This is a genomic window from Acinetobacter guillouiae CIP 63.46 (genome assembly GCF_000368145.1).
Lineage (GTDB): Bacteria > Pseudomonadota > Gammaproteobacteria > Pseudomonadales > Moraxellaceae > Acinetobacter > Acinetobacter guillouiae.
This window is the reverse complement of the sequence record NZ_KB849283.1, coordinates 420,844-442,302: the sequence shown is the minus strand read 5'-3', so window position 1 is coordinate 442,302 and position 21,459 is coordinate 420,844. Positions and strand designations below refer to the sequence as shown.

Here is a 21,459-nt window from a genome sequence, read left to right as displayed (position 1 = left end):
GACCTCGAAATCTAATGCGCTTTTCCATACAACAGGTGAATTATGAACACAAATCCAAATTCTATCAACCCTGCTGTTACACATCGTGTACAGCCATCCAGCTTTATTAAAGCAGCTGCAATCAGTGGTTTATTCACTGTTGGAATTATAGGTCTTGCATACGACCAAAAAGCTACTGAATACAAACCCGCAGTTTTAGTTCCTAACACATCCACTTCTTCATATAGCATCCAAGCTTTAAAGGTCACTTCTGATTCATCTGGCATGGCTGTAGTAAAACTTGATAGCTTCTTTCTTAAAGTTAGCTTTGATTTTGAATCTCATGCAGATAACTACGGCGTACCAGGTTCTGAATTCACTGCAGTTGATATCACCAACTTAGCAATTGATGAGATTCATGACATTAACGGCAAGGAATATAACGACTTCACAGATTACAACGATCACCGAAATATCAATCAGATAATTATCGGTTATATCGAGCGTAACCGTTTGGTGGAGGCTGTCTAATGAATAAATCTACACCCAAGAAATCAGAATTTATAAGCGATGAAAACGGCGAATTTCGCATGCGTATTTATTCATCTGAATATTTACAGAAAAATGGCGAAATTTACCGGGTTAGTAAATCAGGCTATTTGTACCTTATCGATTTCGCAGAACATTTAGAGAAGCCTTGGATTAGCCTTAATTTTGAACGTGAGCGCAAGTTTCAGAAGCGCAAAGCATTGGCTATTGGGCTTCAAAATTCAAATATCCCCTCTTACGAACGTCGTGCGTATAAAAAACGTATGGGATGGACTGGAGCATAATCATGACTGTATTTTTTAAGAAAGCTCAACGCAAAAATGCAAAATTACGCTTAGCAATTGCCGGACCTACTGGAGCAGGTAAAACTTTTGGCGCACTACTTTTAGCTAAAGGTATTGGTGGCCGTATTGCTGTTGCAGATACAGAGAATAGTAGTGCTGAGCTATATGACGATATAGTTTTATTTGAACATGCAAATATTCAACCACCCTATTCACCAGAAAAATTTATTGAGGTTATTAAGGCTGCTGAAAATGCTGGATTCGATACTTTAATTATCGACAGTATTACTCATGAATGGTCTGGTGTGGGTGGGTGTCTAGAAATAGTTGATAAATTAGCCGGCACTACATTCAAGGGAAATAGTTGGGGTGCTTGGAGCCAAGTTACCCCACGTCACCGTAAGTTTATAGATGCAATGCTCCAATCAAGCATTAATATAATTGTCACTTTGCGCTCTAAAATGGAAACAATTCAGGTAGAAAATAACGGCAAGAAAAAAGTAGAAAAAGTTGGAATGAAAGCTGAACAGCGTGATGGCATTGAGTATGAATTTACTACAGTGTTGGATCTAACGCATGACAATCTCGCTATTGCCACAAAAGATCGTACTCGCTTATTTCTTGATCCACGTCAGTTGACTGAAAGTGATGGCGTTGCATTAAAGCAATGGTTGATTTCGGGTTCTGCTGATGCTTGCATAAATGGTAATCAATTCTTTGAACTTGAAGCTCTTATGCAACAAGCTGGAATCGACATAGAGAAATATTGTGCTAAACGTGGACTAAATAGCTTGCATGATGTTTTGCAGCAAAAGTTTGACGAAACCTGCAGTGGTATTCAATCAATTATTCAGAGAAATAAACAAGCCCATCAAGCCAATGAACAACAGCTTCAAGCTGAAAATGATGCACGTTTAGAAAATGATTATCAAATTGCACTCAAAGATATTGAGCATGCCAAATCTACTAATAATTTAGATAAGCCTGCTAAGTATTTCCGTGGCTCTAAATACGAAACTCAAATTCTAAATGCATGCCAAGCAAAGTCAGATATGGAGGGTTGGAGCGCATGAATATTTTAAATAGTAATGAAGCATTTTCAGCACTCATGGCTGGTAAAAATATTATGTGCCGCGCTGTTGGCGAATTGATGGACTTTGATGACTTAAATCAATTCCCTGCTACGATTTTTGCTTTACCTGGTTATGAGTTCTGTATCAAACGTGAATCTTTAACTTTGGCAGATATTCAATTTACTAAGCCAGTAGAACCACACGATCTGGAGAATGGCCAAGAAATCTTTATTGTGATGCCAACATGTATCTTGCGTACTAAATACGATTCAGAACATGGTGATATATGTTTGAGTGTGGCAAATGGGTTTGCTCAATTAGATGCTGAAAATGCACAGCTGCAGCTTCAGGCATTTGGTAAAACATTTGGCAATATGATTACTGAAATTGAAATTAAAGACGGTTTCAGTGAAAAGCCTAAAAAAACTCGGACTCCACGTAAAACTAAAGAAGCTTTTATAACTGAAGATACCCCAGAAATTGAAACAGATCCTGCCTTAATAATTGATAAATTTACAGCGAAAATTGCAAACTGTACTACAACAGAAGCTGTACTTTCATTACGCCCGGTGTTTTTTGCCAATGGTCATCTTGAGCGTGAACATACTCAACATCTATGCAAATTGACTGAGAATAAGTTGATAGAGCTTGATCCTGAGCAATATGCACCAAAACCAAGTTACATTGATCATCAAATTTATATAGATGGCATTAATGCATGTGTTTCAGAGGAAGAAATTAAAACCACACTACATGATTTGAGTGATCAAGGTTTTAGCGAAGAACAACTCTCAGAAATTAATCTTGCAAAATGTTCTAAACTTGCTGAGTTTCAAGCGACTGCATTAAAGAATATCCAGAATAATCAATATGAAAATCTGTTAACAGAACTAATAGAATGTGCTCAAAAATCAAAATCGCCTGCTGAAGCTAATGCCTTGTATAAATATACGGTCAATTGGACTGAAGAACAGCGTAAGCCATTGATGGATGCAATTAATAAACGATTGAGTGAATTGGATGCGACTGCTACACCTCCTGAACAGCCACCTTCTTTAGCAGTTCAGATCCAAAATGCATCTGATTTAACAGCTTTGGATATTTTGGAAATTGATGTTGCAGGCCGACATCTGGATATTCAACCAAAATTAATGGGACTGGTTCGTAAACGTCGATTTGAGCTTGAGAATTCTGGTTCAAAGGTGCTGGAAAATGAAATTTAAATATTCTTCGGTCACTAGAAACTTAACCGTATTTGGCAACCGAATGACCCACATATTCAACAATGTTTCATTTTCGGAAATAGACAGTTTAATTGCTGACGCTAAATTTAAAGAAGCAGTCTGGAGATAAAAAAATGAATACACCTATAGATTTAAATTCTATTTTATTTGCACAACTTGATCGTTTAAGTAATCCAGATCTTAAAGGCGATGACCTTCAAGCGGAAATCCAAAAAGCCGGTGCAGTTGAAAAAATTAGTAAACAGGTTATTGAGAATAATAATATGCGCTTAAGTGCTGCCAAGCTTGTTGCTGAACATAAGGGATTGAAAAATATCGATCCAATTGAAGTTCCTCAAAACCTGATTGGGTGATTTATGTCAAAAGGTACTGCTATTAAATATACCCCAGCTCAATTGGATTTTATTAAATCAAATTGCATCTTGGGGCGAAAAGAGTTAACTGAAAAGACTAATACTCTATTCGGTACATCTTTTACTGTTGATCAAATAAAATCCCTATGTACGAGAAAAAAATGGAGCACAGGCAGAACCGGTTGTTTCGAGAAAGGTTTAAAGCCTTGGAATACTGGTACAAAAGGCCTTACTAAAGCTAACAAAACCAGTTTTAAAAAAGGTCGGCCAACTTGGAATGCTAAGCCCATCGGCTATGAAAGAATTTGCTCTAAAGATGGTTATGTTCTGGTTAAAACATCTGAGCCAAGCGTGTTTGAATTAAAACATCGAATAGTTTGGGAAAAGGAAAAAGGCCTTATTCCTGAAGGCTATGTGGTGGCCTTTAAGAACCAGGATAAAACAGATTGTCGAATTGAAAATTTGATTCTAATGAGCAAGGCCGAAATGGTTAGATATAGTCAAAGCTATTATGAATTGGCTACACCAGATAGCAATGAATCCTGCCTATTAATGGCTAAGATCAAAAATATGAAACATCAACTACATAAGCAGGTGAAGTAATGGATATAGCAAGTTTAAAACTTGAAGGAACACCTGCAGAAGTTGCAAAACAACTGTTCCAGCAAATGATTGGACCTATGTTTGAGCATCTAAAAAAGACAGATCCACGAATGGCAATTGAATTTGGATTTTGCATAGCTGGTAATGCGATCGCTAGTTATATGAACAGTCTTGATGATGTTAATCAAGCTGAAAGGTTAATTATAAAGTCTACTCTTTCTATGGCTAATGATATTAAATGCTCTAGAAAGAAAGCTTGTTGAGGTGATGAAATGGGTGTATTAAATATTGATTCTGAATCTCTCAAACATTTAACGAATCTTGTTGAGAAACTTGTTAGCCAAAAAGAAGAACGTAGAATTGGCCGAGCCGAATTTGCTCACTTGCTGAATATAGAACCCGAAACTCTAGACGCCAGAATTAGAGAAGGACGCTACACGAAGCCATTTAAGGATGGTCGGAAGAGTTATTGGTTCAGTTCATATGTCCAGTCTGTAATATTAGATATAGATTCAAAAAATAAAGCCACTTAAGTGGCTTTATTTTTGAGCAAATCTTTTTGTGAGTAACATAGTGAGTAACATTATTATTTTTAATTAAAATTCATCAATAAAAGGATGGGTTATTCATCAATAATATCAGCAAAATTCGCACCCAAAACCTTAGCTAAATCTTGTGGATTAACCCCAATATCCAAGCCCCTTTTCCCACCACTAACATACATTTTACTTAACTGCTGAGCACTTTCACAAATCACCGTTTTTAAACGCTTTTTTTGACCTACAGGACTGATTCCACCGACTAAATATCCAGTTAAACGCTCTGCATCTTTAGGATTAGCCATATGTAGTTTTTTACAAGCAAAGGCACTCGCCACTTTCTTTAAATTTAATTGATGATTTACAGGAAGTATCGCAACAAAATAGTTTTTATCATCTGTCACCATCAACGTTTTAAACACTTCTTCGACATTTAAACCTAATTTTTCAGCAGCCTCTAAGCCAAAACTTTTTGCATTTACATCATGTTCATATTCATGAATTGAAAATTCAATTTTATTTGATTTTAAAACTTTGCAAGCAGGTGTCATAGAATAAACAAGATCAAAATTAAGAAGACATTTGAATTATAGGACTATTTATATAAATTTTAAAATAACAATACAAATTTAAATGATGAAAATTAATACTTGTAAAATCATGGAAAACTTGATTAAAATCCTGTCATATACCTTATATTACTAGAACAATGCCATCAATCTATCAATTAAAACCAGCATTTCAAAACTTACTGCGCCCTTTTGTTCAAAAGCTTTTTAATATCGGAATCACAGCAAATCAAGTCACCTTGTTAGCGATGTTTATATCGCTCGGTTTAAGCTTTTTTCTATACCAGTATTATCTGAATCATGCTGTAAATGGGTGGTTATTGCTCTTTCCCTTGTGGATGTTGCTACGAATGGCTTTCAACGCCATCGATGGAATGCTTGCTCGTGAATTTAAACAACAATCCAACTTAGGTGCGTTTTACAATGAGTTGTGTGATGTTATTTCGGACACAGCACTCTATCTATGCTTGATTGCTTTTGGCTTTATCAATGCAAAATTACTGTTATTGATTGCTTTCCTTGCAATTCTAAGTGAATACACTGGTGTAATGGCGCCACTGATTGGGCAAGAACGTCGTTATGACGGTCCAATGGGAAAAAGTGACCGTGCATTTTGGTTTAGTTTAATCACAGTCGTGATTGTCGCCTTGCCATTATTCACTACAAATTTACAACTTCTCGGCTTAATCTGTAATGGCATACTCATTTTAATTGGTCTACTGCTTAGTTTAACCATCTATAACCGAATTAAAAATAGCTTAAAAACAGCTTTATAAAACAGTTTCATATTTAGGGTAAATTCGTATGTATAACAACAGTCATCACACCTTTAAGAGTCATGATGGAACAGAATTGTTTTATCAACATTGGGCAACCAACTCACCGAACGAAACAAAAAAAGCCATTCTTCTGTTTCATCGTGGACATGAACATTCAGGACGTATGGCGCATTTGGTCAAGGAACTCAATTTAAGTGATTTTGATTTCTTTGCATGGGATGCCCGCGGTCACGGCGATTCCCCTGGTGAACGTGGTGATGCACCTAGCTTCTCAGCATGTGTAAAAGATATTCAATATTTTGTCCAACATATTGAAGAAAACTATGGTATCGACGTCAAGAATATTGCTGTGGTTGCACAAAGTGTGGGTGCTGTATTAGCCGCAACATGGGTACATGATTATGCGCCTAAAATTCGCGCCTTGTGCCTCGCTTCCCCTGCTTTTGATATTAAGCTTTATGTGCCATTTGCCGAACCTAGTTTAAGAGTCATGGAAAAAATTCGCGGTAATTTTTTCATCCAAAGTTATGTTAAAGCCAAAATGCTGACCCATGATGAAGAACGTGCCCAAAGCTATGATACCGATCCTAAAATTGCTAAAGCCATTTCGGTGAGAATGTTGCTTGGGCTCTATGATGCCTCTAAGCGAATTGTTGCCGATTCACAAAACATCTTTGTACCAACTCAAGTGTTATGCTCAGGTTCAGATTTTGTGGTTTTTCAAAAACCGCAACGTGAGTTTTACCAAAAGCTTCCGCATCCTAAAAAAGAATTACATATTTTAGATGGCTTCTTTCACGATACTTTAGGTGAAAAAGATCGCCATATAGCAACAGAGAAAATACGCCGATTTATCCAGCAATGTTTTGCGGTTGAATATCAAGCTCCAGACGTTTTAAATGCGGACAAAATTGGTCCAAGTTGCGCTATAGCAGAAGATCTCAGTTCGCCATTACCCGCTAAATCAATTAAAAATGCATTTTGGGAAATCACCAAAAAGAATCTAAAAATTGGTAGCCATTTATCTAAAGGCTTAAAAATTGGTGAAGACACAGGCTATGACTCTGGAAGTACTTTAGATTTTGTCTATCGTAACCAATCTGAAAGTAGCAATCCTATTGGCAAAATCATTGACCGCCAGTATTTAAATGCGATTGGTTGGCGTGGGATCCGTGTTCGTAAACAAAACATTGAACATTTGGTTCAGAAATATGCAGATATTCTAATTAAAAAACGCAAACCATTGAGAATCATGGATATTGCATCTGGTCATGGACGTTATATTTTAGATGCTGTGGTTCAATTACCAAAACGACCAGATTCGATTTTATTGCGTGATTATAGCGATATCAATGTACAAGCTGGTCAGCAAATGATTGCAGCACGTGGACTGAATGACATTGCTGAATTTGTTCAAGCGGATGCATTTGATACACTGTCTTTGGCCTCTGTTAAACCAAAACCATCACTTGCCGTGGTTTCGGGTTTATATGAGTTATTTGCAGACAATGATTTGCTACGTCAATCACTTGAAGGTTTAAGTAAAGCAATTCTTAAAGATGGTTACTTGATTTATACCGGTCAAATTTGGCACCCACAGCAAGAGTTTATTGCGCGTGCATTAACCTCACATCGTGAAGGTGATGCTTGGGTAATGCGTTTACGCTCACAAGCGGAAATGGACGCACTTGTTGAAGCTGCTGGCTTTAAAAAGGTCGACCAATGTATTGATGAGTTTGGAATATTTACCGTCTCAGTCGCACAGAAACTTTGACACCATGTAATCAAGTTAGGATCAATCAAATGTGCAAGGATGCGCACTTAACTTAGAAATGGATTAAAGAATATGTACACACTTGAAGATATGCGTAGATTTCCACTTTGGCCTAAAAACCAATTCCGTCTGAATTATGATGTAGATTTTGATGGTGATAATTATGAATGGCGTGAGTGTGTAACACATATTTTAAATGTATTAGAAAAAATTTATCCTATTGAGGTCATTTCAGAACCGCCTTTCGAACCATATGAAGATTTTATTGAACTTACATATTTAATTGGTGATGAAAAAATAACAATAGGAAATGATTTTGCATTTTCTACGATTTGGATTCAAGTAGATACCGTAGAATTAGCTTTGGAAATTAAAGATATTCTTTCTCAAGAGGTTCATCTACCTAAGGAAAGACTTTTAAAACCAAATCATTCGATAACTGAAATGAATACTCTATCTGATTCTGAATCACACATTACGGATACAGAGATTGTTTCTGATTATTCTAAAAATCTCCAACCTTATCAACTTAATAAAAATTTTATGAGCAATAATCTAATCAAAGAAACTGGGACTTGGAAATGGGGCGTACTTTGCTTAGTTTTTCTTGCGCCTTTCTTTTTCCTCACTTATGGCTTTGCAAATCAATATGCATCAGGTCTTAGTGATGTTCCAAGTATTGTCTTTGCTTGGGAAAAGCATATTCCACTTTGGGCTTGGACGATTGTGCCGTATTGGTCAATTGACCTGTTTTATGGCCTCTCCTTATTACTTTGTTGGAACAAATTTGAGCTTAAACAACAAGCGCTTAGGCTATTTTTAGCGCAAGTCATTTCGATTAGTTGCTTCTTACTGTTCCCTTTAAAGTTTAGTTTTGAACGTCCACCTTTAGATGGTTTTTTCGGTCTATGGTTTGATGTCCTCATGGGCTTTGATAAGCCCTTTAATCAAGCGCCCTCATTACATATTGTTTTGCTGATGATTCTTTGGGATTTCTATCGTCGCCATGTATCTGGGGCATGGAAATATGTGGTCGATTTTTGGTGTGTGCTGATTGGAATTTCTGTACTCACGACATGGCAGCATCATTTTATTGACCTTCCCACTGGAATACTGGTTGGCGCTTTATGCTTATGGTTATTTCCAATTTCAGTAAAATCCCCATTTAGAAAAGATGGACTGCAACTGTTAACAGCAAAACATTTAAAGCTTGGTAGTTATTACCTTTGTGGCTCAGTGATTTTCTTTATCTTAGCCTACGAGTTTAGACCTTGGGGATTGTGGCTAATTTACCCTGCTGTGAGCCTATTTATCGTTGCACATAGCTATAGTTTTGTGCGTCCACATTTTTTTCAAAAACAAGAAAATGGTAAAATGACTGTTGCTGCGCAAATACTGCTTGCGCCTTATTTAATCTTTGCTTGGCTTAATAGTCGTATTTGGACCAAAAAGCATCCCGAAGATTCTTTTATCATTCAACATGAACTTAAAAAAATCTATATTGGAAGAATTCCAGTACAACAAGATCACCACCAATACAATGCAATATTTGATTGTGTTGCTGAGTTACCCCTAAATCATGCAATGGCATATCAGCAATATCTCAGTCTAGATTTGATTCCATTACAAGCCAATCAGCTTGAGTTTGCCGTAGCACGATTAAATGATTTGATGTCGAAGCTTGAACATAGCTCTACCCAAAATATTCTGATTTTTTGTGCCTTAGGTTATTCAAGAAGTAGCGCTGTACTCACTGCTTGGCTGATTCAACAAAACCAAGATGCCAATATTGATGAAATGGTAAGCATTATTCGTAAAGCTCGCCCTTGGGTGGTATTAAAACAAGCCCAACTGGAAGAATTAGAAATTTACCATCTAAAACTGAAAGGTTTAGTGCCATGAAAATGAATTTTTATGTGGTTGCGCAACTGTTATCAGCAACCACAGCTATATTGCTTTCAGGTTATTTGGCTTTTGCCTTATCTATTTTTGCCATCCTGTTCAAAGGCTGGCAATCCATTGAGTTCTGGACGTTCATTGTCATTACATTGTTATTATCTGGGCTTCATCACTATCTCTCATTTCGAGTTAAGTTTGATGCTCAACTCATTAAAATGATTGCACGTGAATCCCAAACTGAATCTATTGAAAACTTAACCCTACAATTTGATCAAACTCTAATGAGTATGAAATTGATGCCTGCATCCAAAGCAGGACGTGATTGGTCACAGCGTTTTGCAGGATGTTTTAAACTTTTAAAACTTCAAATTGCTTTATTATTGATACAATATCTGGTTTTAATGATTTTGATTTCTAGAATTATTTAAAGCGATTTTAACCTCAACTGATACAGTTTGAACTGATATATTCAATTGTTATCGTATGATGGTTTGAATCGTCTTAAATCAAGAAAATTCTCAGTTTCTCAGCAGTGAATATCTTGAAATGCTATAAAATTCTTCTATGATTCAAAAAACAGAAATGATAAATTTATAAATGGAAACCAAGCTTTTTACTTTTTATTCAAAACTAAGGTTGGTTATATTTTTATTTTAGTCACTTAAAAAGTAGAATTTTGTACTTTAATCATCCTATTATATAGCTTGCCCCACAATAAAATGCTTCAATATCAATCGGCTTAGAGAATGAATCAACTACCTGAACAACGTTCCGAACAAGATAAAGAGTCATACAATAAACAGTCTTTAGAGCAAAAGACTCAACACTTAGATTCATCTAATGGAAATTTAGCATCACACTCTATTGCTCGCTTTATTGCATTTTTGACACGCCGTGGCGCACGACTCTTAACTGGTGCTCGTAGCTTATGGGTTGGTTGTCAGCCTGAGATGAAACAACGTATTTACTACGCCAATCACAATAGTCATATCGACTTTATCTTATTATGGTCTTCACTTCCAAAACTGATGCGTCGTAAAACTAAACCTGTTGCTGCTTCAGATTATTGGCTGAAAGATGGCTTTAGACAATTTTTAATTAAAGACACCTTTAATGGTGTTACGATTCAACGTAATCGCGAAGATAATGCAGACCCTTTACAACCTGTTAAAGACGCTCTTGCTCAGGGTTATTCCATTATTTTCTTTCCTGAAGGTACTCGAAATCTTGATGATGATCTTGAGCTATTGCCTTTTAAAAGTGGCCTCTATAACTTACATAAACAATTTCCTGAGATTGAGATTGTCCCTGTTTGGATTTCAAATCTAAGACGTGTCATGCCAAAAGGTTCTTTTGTTCCTTTGCCGTTACTGTCTACCGTATGCTTTGGCTTTCCTTTAGAACAACATTTAGAAATGGATAAAGCCACATTTATAGATTATGCACAGAAGCAGCTATTACAATTAAAAGAGGTTGAGAATCAATGATTTTAGATAATCTGAATAAAACCTATCTTTTATTTGGTATTTTTGCGGGAATTTTAGTTTTTGCATCTAGCGTGGGCTTTATTCTCAAGCAAAAAGCTGGGCAAAAACCCTCATCAGTGATTGATAATTTAAACGCACGGATCAATGCTTGGTGGGTGATGTTGATCGTCATTGGTGCAGCCATCCTATTGGGTCAAACTGCATTTATTATCTTATTTGGGATTATTTCCCTGTTTGCTCTACGAGAATTTACCAGTCTATTGCCGACACGGCGTGGTGATTATTTCCCTTTACTTATCGCCTTTTATTTTGTTATTCCCTATCAATATTATTTGATCTATATCGACTGGTACGGCTTATATTCAATTTTTATTCCACTTTATGTATTTTTACTGATTCCAATAGCCAGTCTAAAACAAGAAGATACCAAACACTTCCTTGAACGTAGTTCTAAAATTCAATGGGGACTCATGGTCTGTGTTTTCTGTATTTCCCATGTTCCTGCATTACTCAATTTAAAACTAAATGGTTTTAAAGGTGAACCGATTTGGTTAGCAATCTGGCTGATTATGGTCGTTCAAGCATCCGATGTTTTGCAATATGTCTGTGGTAAGCTTTTTGGAAAGCACAAGGTTGCACCTGTCTTGTCACCATCAAAAACAGTTGAAGGCTTAGTGGGTGGTATTGTTTTAGCCACAGCTTTAGGTGTTGCTATGGCATGGCTCACTCCATTTAGCTACCTACAAGCTGCATTGATAGGACTGGTTGTGTGTATCTTTGGCTTTTTCGGTGGTTTGGTGATGTCAGCCATCAAACGTGACCGCGGTGTCAAAGATTGGGGACAGTTGATTCATGGTCATGGTGGGATGTTAGATCGGATTGATTCTATCTGCTTTTCTGCACCCATCTTCTTTCATATTTTAAGATATTGGTGGAGTTAGTGAATAAACATGATTGTGAGAGATATAGATGAATTACAAAATAATATTTACAATGCTCTGTGTAGGTTTTGGTCTGCAAGGGTGCAGTTTATTTAATCAGTCTGAATGTAATAATCAACAAGTGACTGATCGTGTAAAAAAACTCTACTCAAGTCAGGTAAATATCAGTTTTGGATCAAAATTAAATCAACTTACTCAACAATTTAATCCAAATGCAAACACAACAACAAAAACCATACCTTCTATAGAAGGAATCACTTTAACTAAAATAAAGCGATTAAATCTGGAAAAATTACAGGCTGATAAAGACAATCAGGATTCACAAAATCTAATCGATTTGATTACTGATCACTTTGAAGGTGCACAATATATTTGCCAAGGTGTAATTCAACAAGAGATTAGCACCAATGTACTTGCAGATATGACCAAAGAACTTTTAAATAAAGACTCAAATGTGATTGACGGAAATAAATTTAATATTCCAGTAATTTATGCTCTGTACCAGCACAATAGAAATCAACAATTTGAAGTCCAATATACTGCTCAGAATCCATTGCATTTAATGTTGGCAATAATGTTACAGAAAAAACAAGCAAAAATGACGAAATAACGCCTAAATAGCAAGCAACCAACAGCTTAAGATACAAATCACGAATAAATCTACCAATTTTCATAGATTGACAGGTTTAAATCAGCTACTTAACATCAGGGCAATCTTGGATACATAACATTGGTTTTATTTTGAATTTTCAGTATCAGTTAAAAATAATTTCTACAGTGGGTTTAACACTTGCGATCACAGCATGTTCGTCTTTGGGTGGCGGCTCTGTGCAAAAACGTGCTGCTAAACTTTCGACTGGAATCCAAAAAGCCTATTCTGTCTCTCCCGATGTTGCCAATCGTGTATCCCCAATGATTGTACAAAGCGCAGATCAATATGATGTAGATCCTTTACTGATTGCAGCAACCATCCGTCAAGAATCGAGTTATCGGAGTTATGTCACCTCTCCATCTGGTGCTGTTGGGCTTACCCAAATCATGCCGCGTTATTGGCAACAAGCCTGCCCTGGTGATTTGTTTGATGAATATACCAATGTACGCTGTGGCACCATGATCTTGGCTAAATACAATCAAAGTGCAGGAAGCTGGAAAAAAGCCTTAGCCTACTACAATGTTGGACCCACAAATTACCAAACAAATCGTAAAATGAAACGTCAAGGTAAACGATACGCGAAACAAGTCAAACAACATGAAAAACAGTTAAAGTCTTCTTTATAGAAGTTTAAGAATAGAAACTGAATATCAATAAAATAAACCCACTCTTGCAGATACTTGAGCGGGTTTATTTTTTAGTCTATGACAATAATACACAGCATAGATATAGACGATTTAATTTAAACTTAATCTGCTGAAATATCTTCAAACAAAACGGAAGACAAATAACGTTCACCCGCATCTGGAAGAATCACCACAATGGTTTTACCAGCATTTTCAGGACGAGCAGCTAATTGTGCAGCAGCAGCTAAAGCCGCACCACTAGAAATACCGACAAAAATACCTTCTTGAGTGGCACTTTGACGAGCAAAATCAATCGCTTCTTGATTATCGATAGCAATAACTTCATCAACTAAGTCTAAATCCAAGTTCTTCGGAATAAAGTTTGCACCAATCCCTTGGATCTTATGTGGCCCAGGCGTTAAAATTTCACCACGTTTGGTTTGTCCAATAATTGGTGAATCTGCGGGTTCTACAGCAACGGAGTAAATCGCTTGCTGCTTGACCTTTTCAAAATAACTTGAAATACCTGAAATGGTACCGCCAGTTCCGACACCAGCAACAAGGATATCGACTTTACCACCAGTGGCTGCCCAAATTTCCGGACCAGTTGTTGTCTCATGTATTTTAGGATTGGCTGGGTTTTCAAATTGTTGCGGTAAATAATATGTTTCAGGTTGTTCAGTTGCTAAACGTACTGCCTCATCAACTGCGCCTTTCATACCTTTTGCGGGCTCAGTTAAAATTAAATTTGCACCCAACGCTTTTAATACTTTACGGCGCTCTATACTCATACTTGCTGGCATGGTTAAAGTGATGGCATAACCTTTTGCCGCTGCTACAAATGCCAATGCAATACCAGTATTCCCGCTGGTTGGTTCTACAATATGCATGCCTTTTTTCAAAAGCCCCTTCGCCTCTGCATCTGCAATAAGTGCGGCGCCAATTCGATCTTTAACAGAAAAAGCAGGATTACGACTTTCAATTTTTGCTAAGACCGTTGCGCCACCTGTAATAAGACGATTGATACGAATAAGTGGTGTATTCCCAATTGCCTCAGCATTATTAGAATAAACAGCAATACCTAAGTTTTCAGTTGCTGGAAAATTTGGATCTGTAGACATGACCTTTCCTTGAATTTAAATGAATTTATATCAATCTATCATAATGCTTTTCTATGAAACTTTGATATTGAGTAACTGAATTTAATTATACCAATATCGAAATAGTTTATTGATAAAAATCATGAGTTTAGTTTTTAGGCAAAGTGTTTGACCGATTTGTCGTCAAATCAAACTATATATTTGTATATTATTTCAAGCATAATAACGATATGACTCATATTTAGAGAATATTATGGCAAGCAATGCTTATCAAAAATTTTATCGTCAATTTACAAAAAAAATCTTAGATAAAATCGTCAGCCCACAAGTTTTAGGCGATACAAAAACTCTTGAAAATACAGTTAATGATCCAAACACAGCTAATTTTCCGATTTGCTATGTCATTCAAGATGACTCAACTTCAAATAAAGTCTTGATTGACAATGAAACAGAAAAAAGAAAACTCAGCCCTGCTTTTGCGCCACTTAACCTAGGGTCAGATTATCAGGAAGATGATCATTTTATCACTTTAGAACCAACCAAAAGCAATGCTTCTGCATACTACCCAGATAAAATTATTCGCTTAATCGAATATTTATTGAAACATCCTGAGCAAGATGTGCTTTTAGTACCAACAACGATTTTATGGGGACGTGCACCAGAGAATGAAGATAGCTGGTATAAAGCATTGATGACTGATGCTTGGGCAAAGCCAACGGGCATTAAACAAGCACTCAACATTACCCTGTATGGCCGTAATAATTATATTGAATTCCATCAAGCAGTTTCTTTACGCCAGTTAATTGACTCAGCCATTGAACTCACACCCAATTTTTCACCAGCGCATTATGTGGTGACTGAGCTCAATAAACAATTTAATGGCTATAAAGAAGCAATTCTTGGTCCTGATATTTCAGATCGTCGCAATGTGATTAACAAACTCATGCTGAGTGATGCAGTCAAAGAAGCCATTCTCAATGAAAGCATTCATAAAAAAATCAGCATCAATGAAGCCGAAGCACTCGCGCATAAATACCTTGATGAAATCGTCTCTGATTTTTCTTATTCGACCTTACGCTTTGCTGAAATTGCTTTAACTAAATTATGGACCCAGCTCTATGATGGTATCGAAGTACATAATTTCGATACGGTTCGTGAACTTGCCAAAGATTATGAAATTGTCTATACCCCTTGTCATCGCAGCCACATTGACTATTTGTTATTGTCTTATGTGATTTATAACCGTGGCTTGATGGTTCCCCATATTGCAGCAGGTATTAATTTAAATATGCCAGTGGTTGGGCAACTGATGCGTGGTGCAGGTGCATACTTTATTCGACGTAGCTTTAATGGTAATGCGCTTTATACCGCTGTCTTTAAAGAATATATCTACAGTATGCTCAATCGAAATACACCGATGGAATACTTTATTGAAGGTGGTCGTTCTCGTACTGGACTTTTATTGCCGCCTAAAAAAGGGATGCTCGCAATGACCATCCAAAGTTATTTGCGTGGGAATAGTAAACCGATTGCCTTTATTCCGACTTACTTTGGATATGAAAAACTGATCGAAGGCAGTTCATACATAAAAGAGCTGGGTGGGCAGAAAAAACAAGCTGAATCACTATTTGGACTACTTAAATCTATTCAAAAAATTGAAAAAGTCTTTGGTGTTGTCCATGTCAATTTAGGTGAACCGGTTTTCCTTGAAGATATCTTAAAAAAGAACAATGCTCCACAACGTGTTGCTTTGCATGAAGAGATACCTGAGTCTGTTAAAGCCACGGTCAATGATGTTGCATTTGATATTTTGGAAAATATCAATAAAGCCGTGGTGATTAATCCTATTAGTTTGATTTCTCTGGTCTTGTTAAATGCACCAACGCATGCTTTGGCAGAGCGTGAAGTATTGGTACGTTTAGAACAATTCCGCAATCTACTCAAACAGCATCGTTATGATGATCGTATGCAAATCACCGAGCTTTCCAACACAGAAATCATTCAATATGCCATGAAGCTAAAACAAGTTGAATTGATTGAGCATAATAATGAACGCTGGGTGAAAGTCAGTGATATACAGGTGGGCTTGCTTAAGTATTTCAGTAATAACATTCTGCACACGTTTATCCTGCCAGCACTCATTGCCAAAGTATTGCGTGTTGAAACAGAGCAGCAGCAATTTGAGATTTCAAAATCTGATTTATATACCCAAGTCATCGAACAATACCCACTTATACAAAAAGCCTTCTTTTTAAAATGGGATGAGTCTGAGATTGAGAGTGAAATCACACAAATTGTCGATTATTTTGTTGCGGAGAAATTAATCACACTTGAAGCAGATCAAAGCATTAAGATTTCAAATGCAGATCCTAAAATTCGTTTACTTTCCGCCCTTGCTCATCTATATGATGTCAATGTGGTGAAAGAACCTGAAAAAGAAAGCAAAGAGAAATAATCCTTTATGTTTTGGTTTTGATCTGCAATAAAAAAGTTCCTTCAACCATTTGGATAAGGAACTTTTTTATAAGCGTATATAGCTCATAGAAATATGACTGATTGATTTACTTTAAAGCAAAAAATGATTTTTAGTTATTACTTAGAGGTTTTTCTTAGTCCGTTTTAAATGCAATAAAACCATGATAATTCAATACTTGAGCAAAGTTTTCCACACGCTTAAAACCTGCTTGTAAATACAAAGCACTCATTTCATCAACAGAAATTAAAGCAAAATCTTGTTCAATACGATCGGTCATAAGTTGCGCCTGTTTTTCTGTTAATCCGGTTGCTAAACTCAGATTTTTTAAAGCTTGTAATTGTTTGGTATACGAAATTTCCATCAACTCATAACTTAAACATAGACCAGTACTGCTTAGGTGATTTGCAATATCTTTTAAGAATTGTGCTTTTGCATCAACTGGAACAAAATGTGAAACCAAGATAGCCAAAGCCACATCAAAACTCACATCGACTCGTTTAAGAACAGATGTATCACCTTGTATAAACTGAATTCGAGAACAAAGCCCTAAATCTACTATATGTTGTTTGGCTTTATCAATCATATTTGCTGCAGGATCTATTGCTGTAAAATTCCAATGAGGAAATTGCTCAGCCAAATATTGCAGTTCATAACCTGTACCACATCCCACGACTAAAATCTTCGCTTGAGTCGATACATAGCTCTTTAATACAGCATGGACTTGTAAATGTATCAGTTCATAACCAGGAATTAATTTACGAATATGTGCATCATATCCTTCAACTACAACTGGATTATTAAAGTCCTTTGCCATTTCTTTAAGCCTTGCAATGATGATTAATATTATTATTCCTGAGGATGTTTGACTTTCACTGCCTGCAAACAAAAATCAGCGATTTGTTTTACAAAATACTCTTTATAGCTTTTATCAAAACGCTTGGTCTTGGCGATACTTAAAGGTTCAATCACAACAAAAGTCATTGCACCCACGATGCACAATGCCGTGGTGTTTAGATCCTCAAAAATAAACTCGCCTGAATGACGTCCTTCGGTCAAAATTTTAATAATACTTTCTTTAATCAATTGCTTACTTTGAAAGCGTTCTAACTCAAATTGAGGATCGACAGGTTCAAACAATAAAGAATAAGACAGTCGAGGGCTGTTCATTGCCCTTTTTACAAAGGTTGTAACGGCGCGATCTAGTTTTTCTAGTGCGCTGAGTTGGGTATGTGCAATATCATTGAGAATATTGACTTCGATATGAATCGCCGCATTTAAAACTTCAATCAGTACTTGATTTTTATTTTCAAAATAACGGTAGACCAGACCACTTGATACACCTGCCCGATCCGCAATCGCTTGAATTTGTGCCTCTTTAAATCCTCCTTGTGCAACCAGCTCTCGTGCAGACAATAAAATCATCTCGCGGTTCTGTTGCATTTTCTCTTCCATGACAGAGGATCTTTTATAGTTCATAGCGATACGTAAATTCCTTTCCAAATAAACTGGCAATGAATAGTTTGTCCTTGCTGATACCACAAGGTAATTCAGATTAAATACTAATAAATTTTGCAGCAATAAGCTATCTACCCTGATCGCTTCATTCAATATTTAATAAATCATTGATGAGCTTACAGATCTTGTTGAGGCTATTTTGTACCATTGCTGATCTATCAATTCCTGATCAATCAAAGCAGTCATTTTAAATTAATTCTTTTTGGAAAATAATCTTTTTTAAATCAGCAATTTATCCTTCAATATTCTTCAATGATCTAAGGCAACTTCTTAAGACAATGCACATATGAATTGTCCGATAATCCCCCCTTAAATTGGTCATTACACCCCTTTATTAAATCCAGTAAAAATGATTCACTAAAATCATAAAGCTTTCAGATAAAACTTAAATAAACTAATAGCTTAACTTCTATTGTTCACTATAGTTTTGTCTGAATTTTATATGCGAAATAAAAAAAACATTCAAGGAAAGAAAAGCATGAAAACTCAATCACTCATTCTCAGTATCCTCAGCATTTTACCCACTGCTTATACTCATGCAGCTGCGATGGATCAATCTGGTCAATCGATACTGGCGTTTCTTGAAGACAAGAATTATTTCGAAGCCAGTATTGCCACAGTTGACCCGAAAGTATCAGGTAAAGTTCGAAATCGACCTGATTTAGTCAATGCAGGCAGCAATGATTTGAGTACAGGTGATATGGCACAATCATATCAATACTATAATGCAGCATTAAAACTGCAAATTGCGCCAAAAGTTTCCTTTGGGCTCATCTATGATCAACCTTATGGTGCTGCAATCGAATATCCTTTACGTAGCAATAATACCTTCTCTGATACTGAAATCAGTATGAAAGGCACCCTTGCGGATGTTGATACTCAAAATATTGCGATGCTATTTGGTTTTCAGCCAGATGCTCATTTTAACCTCTACGGCGGTGGCGTATACCAGACAGTCAAAGGTAAAGTGTCTTTGCGTGGTAATTCGATGAGTGTGTTTAATGGCTATGATGCCAACTTTAAACAAGATAGTGCTGTTGGATGGCTTGCTGGTGCTGCTTTTCAGATTCCTGAAATTGCTTTAAAGGCAGCCGTGACTTATCGTTCTAAAATCAAGCACAAAATAGATGCTCAAGAAACCATTTTTGGACAACCTTTAGCATTCACCACTGATAAAGACACAGAAATCAACACGCCACAATCGGTAAATTTAGATTTTCAAACAGGTGTTTATAAAGATACGCTGGCATATTTAAATGCGCGTTGGGTAAATTGGAAAGATTTTAGAATCCGTCCAACACAGTTTGGTGCACTCACCGAACTGGCAACGGCTGAGTTAAGCCAAGGCCTATATGCTGGTGGATTTAATCTTGATGACTATCAAAAAGACCAATACAGCATCACTGTTGGTTTAGGACATCAATTTACACAAAAATGGGCTGCGTCGGCTGATGTTTCATGGGATTCAGGTACTGGAAATCCTGCTTCTGTATTGAATCCTACCAAAGGCGGTTGGGGCTTAGGGTTGGGTGTTCAATACAATCCTGCTGACAATTACTTTATTGCAGGAGGCATCAAATATATTTGGATTGGGGATGCCACGGCACAAGATGGTACCTATTACATTCCTGTACCCGGTGCTTCAGAAATTGCCCAACAAGGCGATTATCGAGACAACAATGCCATAGGCTATGGTTTAAAAATAGGTTACCGTTTCTAGTGCTCAATGCATGATCTTGTTAAAATTATTTTTTAGCGTAGACTTCATTCTAGTGTATATACTTGAGAATGAAGTCTTTTTCTTTTTATTCAAAGACAAATTCATTTTTTCGTCATTTGTATACGCTATAAATTTTAATGATCAATATGAATAAACCTCAGTAAAAAACCAACTTAAATTAAAGGATCAGAATATGAAATTATTACGTTTAATTCCAATTCTCGCTTTAGGTACTATCTTAACCGCATGTGGTGGTATGCCAAAGGAATGTGAAGAATCTTGGAAGCATATGGAAGACTTGGCAAAACAAAGTGGCATTCCTGAAGATTCACTAAAAGAACAGAAGAAAGCCTTTGAAGAAGAAATTAAAAAGTTATCTAAAGAAGATGCTATTCAAGCCTGTAAAGCGCAGTCTTCAATCATTGGTATGGTTAAGTAATTTATCCTTGATCTACAAAAAATGGATGCTTCTATTTGCAGGCATCCATTTTGATTTAACCTATAAATCATAAGCAAAACTTTAATTTTTACATTTTAATCGTCACATTTTTTTGCTTCACTATAAATAAACATCGGGCCTAAATCATAAGTCTGATCATTCCTTTTCACTTGTGGAATGAATGCACTTGAAATTGAACCATCTAAATATAAAGCTTGATCTGTTTTAAGCTGCGACTTAAAAATATCAGCAAAATTATAAAAATTAATTTTTCCACGACTTATCACGAAATACAGTTGATTATTTTTAATTCCCACCCCATTGCGAACTTTTAAAGAATCTGAGTTTTTAACGAAAATTGGATTGATCTCACCATTGATCAATAACATTGGACCAGATTGTGTAGCATAGCGAGCTTTAAAATTAGATTTAAGATATTGCTCTGTGGTTTTAATCACAGCTTGCTTATTGTTCCAAGCAACCACACCATTGGGTTGCATAAAAAAATTACCAAATTTGTTTTTTTGTTGGTTTAATTCTATTTGTTGTTTACCTTGTTCAATGTACAAGCCTACTGGTGCAAAATTAGGGTGATACATTCCTGCATTCATGGCAAAACTGATCTGGCATTTTTTACGCTCTTTTTGCACAGCTGCGAACTTTTTATAGATTTGCCCTTGTTGGTTTTTTAAAAATAGTTGTAGCTGATCTAGATCATCGATACGAACAGCATCTGCGATCACCTTCTTGTCTTTGATTATTTTGATATAGTCAGTATTGGCATTGACTTGAAAGGAAAGTGCACTCAATCCCATCATGCTTATCAGCGCATATACCCCAGTTTTCAAATTCATAACA

The 21,459-nt window shown here is 36.3% G+C and carries 24 protein-coding genes; 19 read left to right on the top strand and 5 right to left on the bottom strand.

Annotated features, from left to right (window positions below; all coding sequences use genetic code 11):
- Nucleotides 1–42 precede the first annotated feature (42 nt).
- The 8 genes from F981_RS07120 to F981_RS07085 all read left to right on the top strand — a co-directional run bounded on the left by F981_RS07120 (nt 43) and on the right by F981_RS07085 (nt 4,618).
- Entirely contained in the window at nt 43–510 is a 468-nt protein-coding gene (locus tag F981_RS07120; RefSeq protein WP_004720011.1) for a hypothetical protein, read from the top strand.
- Nucleotides 510–812 (top strand): hypothetical protein, encoded by a 303-nt coding sequence (locus F981_RS07115; protein WP_004720009.1) that lies wholly within the window; start codon nt 510–512, stop codon nt 810–812. The genes F981_RS07120 and F981_RS07115 overlap by 1 nt, the downstream gene beginning before the upstream one ends.
- Nucleotides 813–814: 2 nt before the next feature.
- Nucleotides 815–1,885, top strand: coding sequence for an ATP-binding protein (locus tag F981_RS07110; protein ID WP_004720007.1), 1,071 nt, complete (start codon nt 815–817; stop codon nt 1,883–1,885).
- Nucleotides 1,882–3,108: a hypothetical protein gene (locus tag F981_RS07105; RefSeq protein WP_004720006.1), complete on the top strand. Its 1,227-nt coding sequence runs from the start codon at nt 1,882–1,884 to the stop codon at nt 3,106–3,108. The genes F981_RS07110 and F981_RS07105 overlap by 4 nt, the downstream gene beginning before the upstream one ends.
- A gap of 134 nt (nt 3,109–3,242) precedes the next feature.
- Nucleotides 3,243–3,482, top strand: coding sequence for a hypothetical protein (locus tag F981_RS07100; protein ID WP_004720005.1), 240 nt, complete (start codon nt 3,243–3,245; stop codon nt 3,480–3,482).
- Nucleotides 3,483–3,485: 3 nt separating this feature from the next.
- Nucleotides 3,486–4,085 (top strand): HNH endonuclease signature motif containing protein, encoded by a 600-nt coding sequence (locus tag F981_RS07095; protein ID WP_004720004.1) that lies wholly within the window; start codon nt 3,486–3,488, stop codon nt 4,083–4,085.
- A complete protein-coding gene (locus tag F981_RS07090; RefSeq protein ID WP_004720003.1) occupies nt 4,085–4,348 on the top strand; it encodes a hypothetical protein in 264 nt (87 codons plus the stop codon). Before F981_RS07095 ends, F981_RS07090 begins: the two co-directional genes overlap by 1 nt.
- Nucleotides 4,349–4,357: 9 nt before the next feature.
- Nucleotides 4,358–4,618 carry a hypothetical protein gene (locus tag F981_RS07085; protein WP_004720001.1) on the top strand — a complete coding sequence of 87 codons (261 nt, stop codon included), beginning with the start codon at nt 4,358–4,360 and terminating at the stop codon, nt 4,616–4,618.
- 89 nt (nt 4,619–4,707) lie between these two features.
- On the opposite strand, the gene ybaK is transcribed toward F981_RS07085, so the two are convergent.
- Nucleotides 4,708–5,175, bottom strand: coding sequence for a Cys-tRNA(Pro) deacylase (ybaK, locus tag F981_RS07080; protein WP_004719999.1), 468 nt, complete (start codon nt 5,173–5,175; stop codon nt 4,708–4,710).
- A 158-nt stretch (nt 5,176–5,333) separates the two neighbouring features.
- Between ybaK and F981_RS07075 the strand changes: the two genes are divergently transcribed.
- From F981_RS07075 to F981_RS07040, 8 genes are all read left to right on the top strand, one after another.
- Nucleotides 5,334–5,969: a CDP-alcohol phosphatidyltransferase family protein gene (locus tag F981_RS07075; RefSeq protein WP_004719997.1), complete on the top strand. Its 636-nt coding sequence runs from the start codon at nt 5,334–5,336 to the stop codon at nt 5,967–5,969.
- A 28-nt stretch (nt 5,970–5,997) separates the two neighbouring features.
- Nucleotides 5,998–7,746, top strand: coding sequence for a bifunctional alpha/beta hydrolase/class I SAM-dependent methyltransferase (locus tag F981_RS07070; RefSeq protein WP_004719995.1), 1,749 nt, complete (start codon nt 5,998–6,000; stop codon nt 7,744–7,746).
- 543 nt (nt 7,747–8,289) lie between these two features.
- On the top strand, nt 8,290–9,648 hold the full coding sequence (locus F981_RS07065) for a phosphatase PAP2/dual specificity phosphatase family protein (RefSeq protein WP_035372462.1): 1,359 nt from the start codon (nt 8,290–8,292) through the stop codon (nt 9,646–9,648).
- A complete protein-coding gene (locus tag F981_RS07060) occupies nt 9,645–10,073 on the top strand; it encodes a hypothetical protein (RefSeq protein ID WP_004719991.1) in 429 nt (142 codons plus the stop codon). Before F981_RS07065 ends, F981_RS07060 begins: the two co-directional genes overlap by 4 nt.
- Before the next feature lie 318 nt (nt 10,074–10,391).
- Nucleotides 10,392–11,132, top strand: coding sequence for a lysophospholipid acyltransferase family protein (locus F981_RS07055; RefSeq protein WP_004719989.1), 741 nt, complete (start codon nt 10,392–10,394; stop codon nt 11,130–11,132).
- Entirely contained in the window at nt 11,129–12,073 is a 945-nt protein-coding gene (locus tag F981_RS07050; RefSeq protein ID WP_004719987.1) for a phosphatidate cytidylyltransferase, read from the top strand. The genes F981_RS07055 and F981_RS07050 overlap by 4 nt, the downstream gene beginning before the upstream one ends.
- A gap of 28 nt (nt 12,074–12,101) precedes the next feature.
- Nucleotides 12,102–12,683 carry a hypothetical protein gene (locus F981_RS07045; protein ID WP_004719982.1) on the top strand — a complete coding sequence of 194 codons (582 nt, stop codon included), beginning with the start codon at nt 12,102–12,104 and terminating at the stop codon, nt 12,681–12,683.
- A 131-nt stretch (nt 12,684–12,814) separates the two neighbouring features.
- Nucleotides 12,815–13,351: a lytic transglycosylase domain-containing protein gene (locus F981_RS07040; protein ID WP_016539727.1), complete on the top strand. Its 537-nt coding sequence runs from the start codon at nt 12,815–12,817 to the stop codon at nt 13,349–13,351.
- 122 nt (nt 13,352–13,473) lie between these two features.
- On the opposite strand, the gene cysK is transcribed toward F981_RS07040, so the two are convergent.
- Complete coding sequence (gene cysK / locus F981_RS07035) at nt 13,474–14,472, bottom strand: cysteine synthase A (protein WP_004719980.1); 999 nt, start codon at nt 14,470–14,472, stop codon at nt 13,474–13,476.
- Nucleotides 14,473–14,704: 232 nt separating this feature from the next.
- On the opposite strand from cysK, the gene plsB reads away from it, so the two are divergent.
- Nucleotides 14,705–16,906, top strand: a complete 2,202-nt coding sequence (plsB, locus tag F981_RS07030) for a glycerol-3-phosphate 1-O-acyltransferase PlsB (protein ID WP_004719979.1) — start codon at nt 14,705–14,707, stop codon at nt 16,904–16,906.
- 154 nt (nt 16,907–17,060) lie between these two features.
- On the opposite strand, the gene F981_RS07025 is transcribed toward plsB, so the two are convergent.
- Both F981_RS07025 and F981_RS07020 read right to left on the bottom strand, forming a co-directional pair.
- On the bottom strand, nt 17,061–17,741 hold the full coding sequence (locus F981_RS07025; RefSeq protein WP_004719978.1) for a class I SAM-dependent methyltransferase: 681 nt from the start codon (nt 17,739–17,741) through the stop codon (nt 17,061–17,063).
- A gap of 32 nt (nt 17,742–17,773) precedes the next feature.
- Nucleotides 17,774–18,403: a TetR/AcrR family transcriptional regulator gene (locus F981_RS07020; RefSeq protein WP_035372456.1), complete on the bottom strand. Its 630-nt coding sequence runs from the start codon at nt 18,401–18,403 to the stop codon at nt 17,774–17,776.
- Nucleotides 18,404–18,920: 517 nt separating this feature from the next.
- Here F981_RS07020 and F981_RS07015 point away from each other — a divergent pair.
- Together F981_RS07015 and F981_RS07010 are read left to right on the top strand one after the other, a co-directional pair.
- Nucleotides 18,921–20,162 carry an outer membrane protein transport protein gene (locus F981_RS07015; protein ID WP_004719976.1) on the top strand — a complete coding sequence of 414 codons (1,242 nt, stop codon included), beginning with the start codon at nt 18,921–18,923 and terminating at the stop codon, nt 20,160–20,162.
- 193 nt (nt 20,163–20,355) lie between these two features.
- Entirely contained in the window at nt 20,356–20,601 is a 246-nt protein-coding gene (locus tag F981_RS07010) for a hypothetical protein (protein WP_004719975.1), read from the top strand.
- Between the two features lie 95 nt (nt 20,602–20,696).
- Here F981_RS07010 and F981_RS07005 read toward each other — a convergent pair whose 3' ends face one another.
- Nucleotides 20,697–21,455, bottom strand: coding sequence for a phosphodiester glycosidase family protein (locus F981_RS07005; RefSeq protein ID WP_004719974.1), 759 nt, complete (start codon nt 21,453–21,455; stop codon nt 20,697–20,699).
- Between the last annotated feature and the right edge of the window lie 4 nt (nt 21,456–21,459).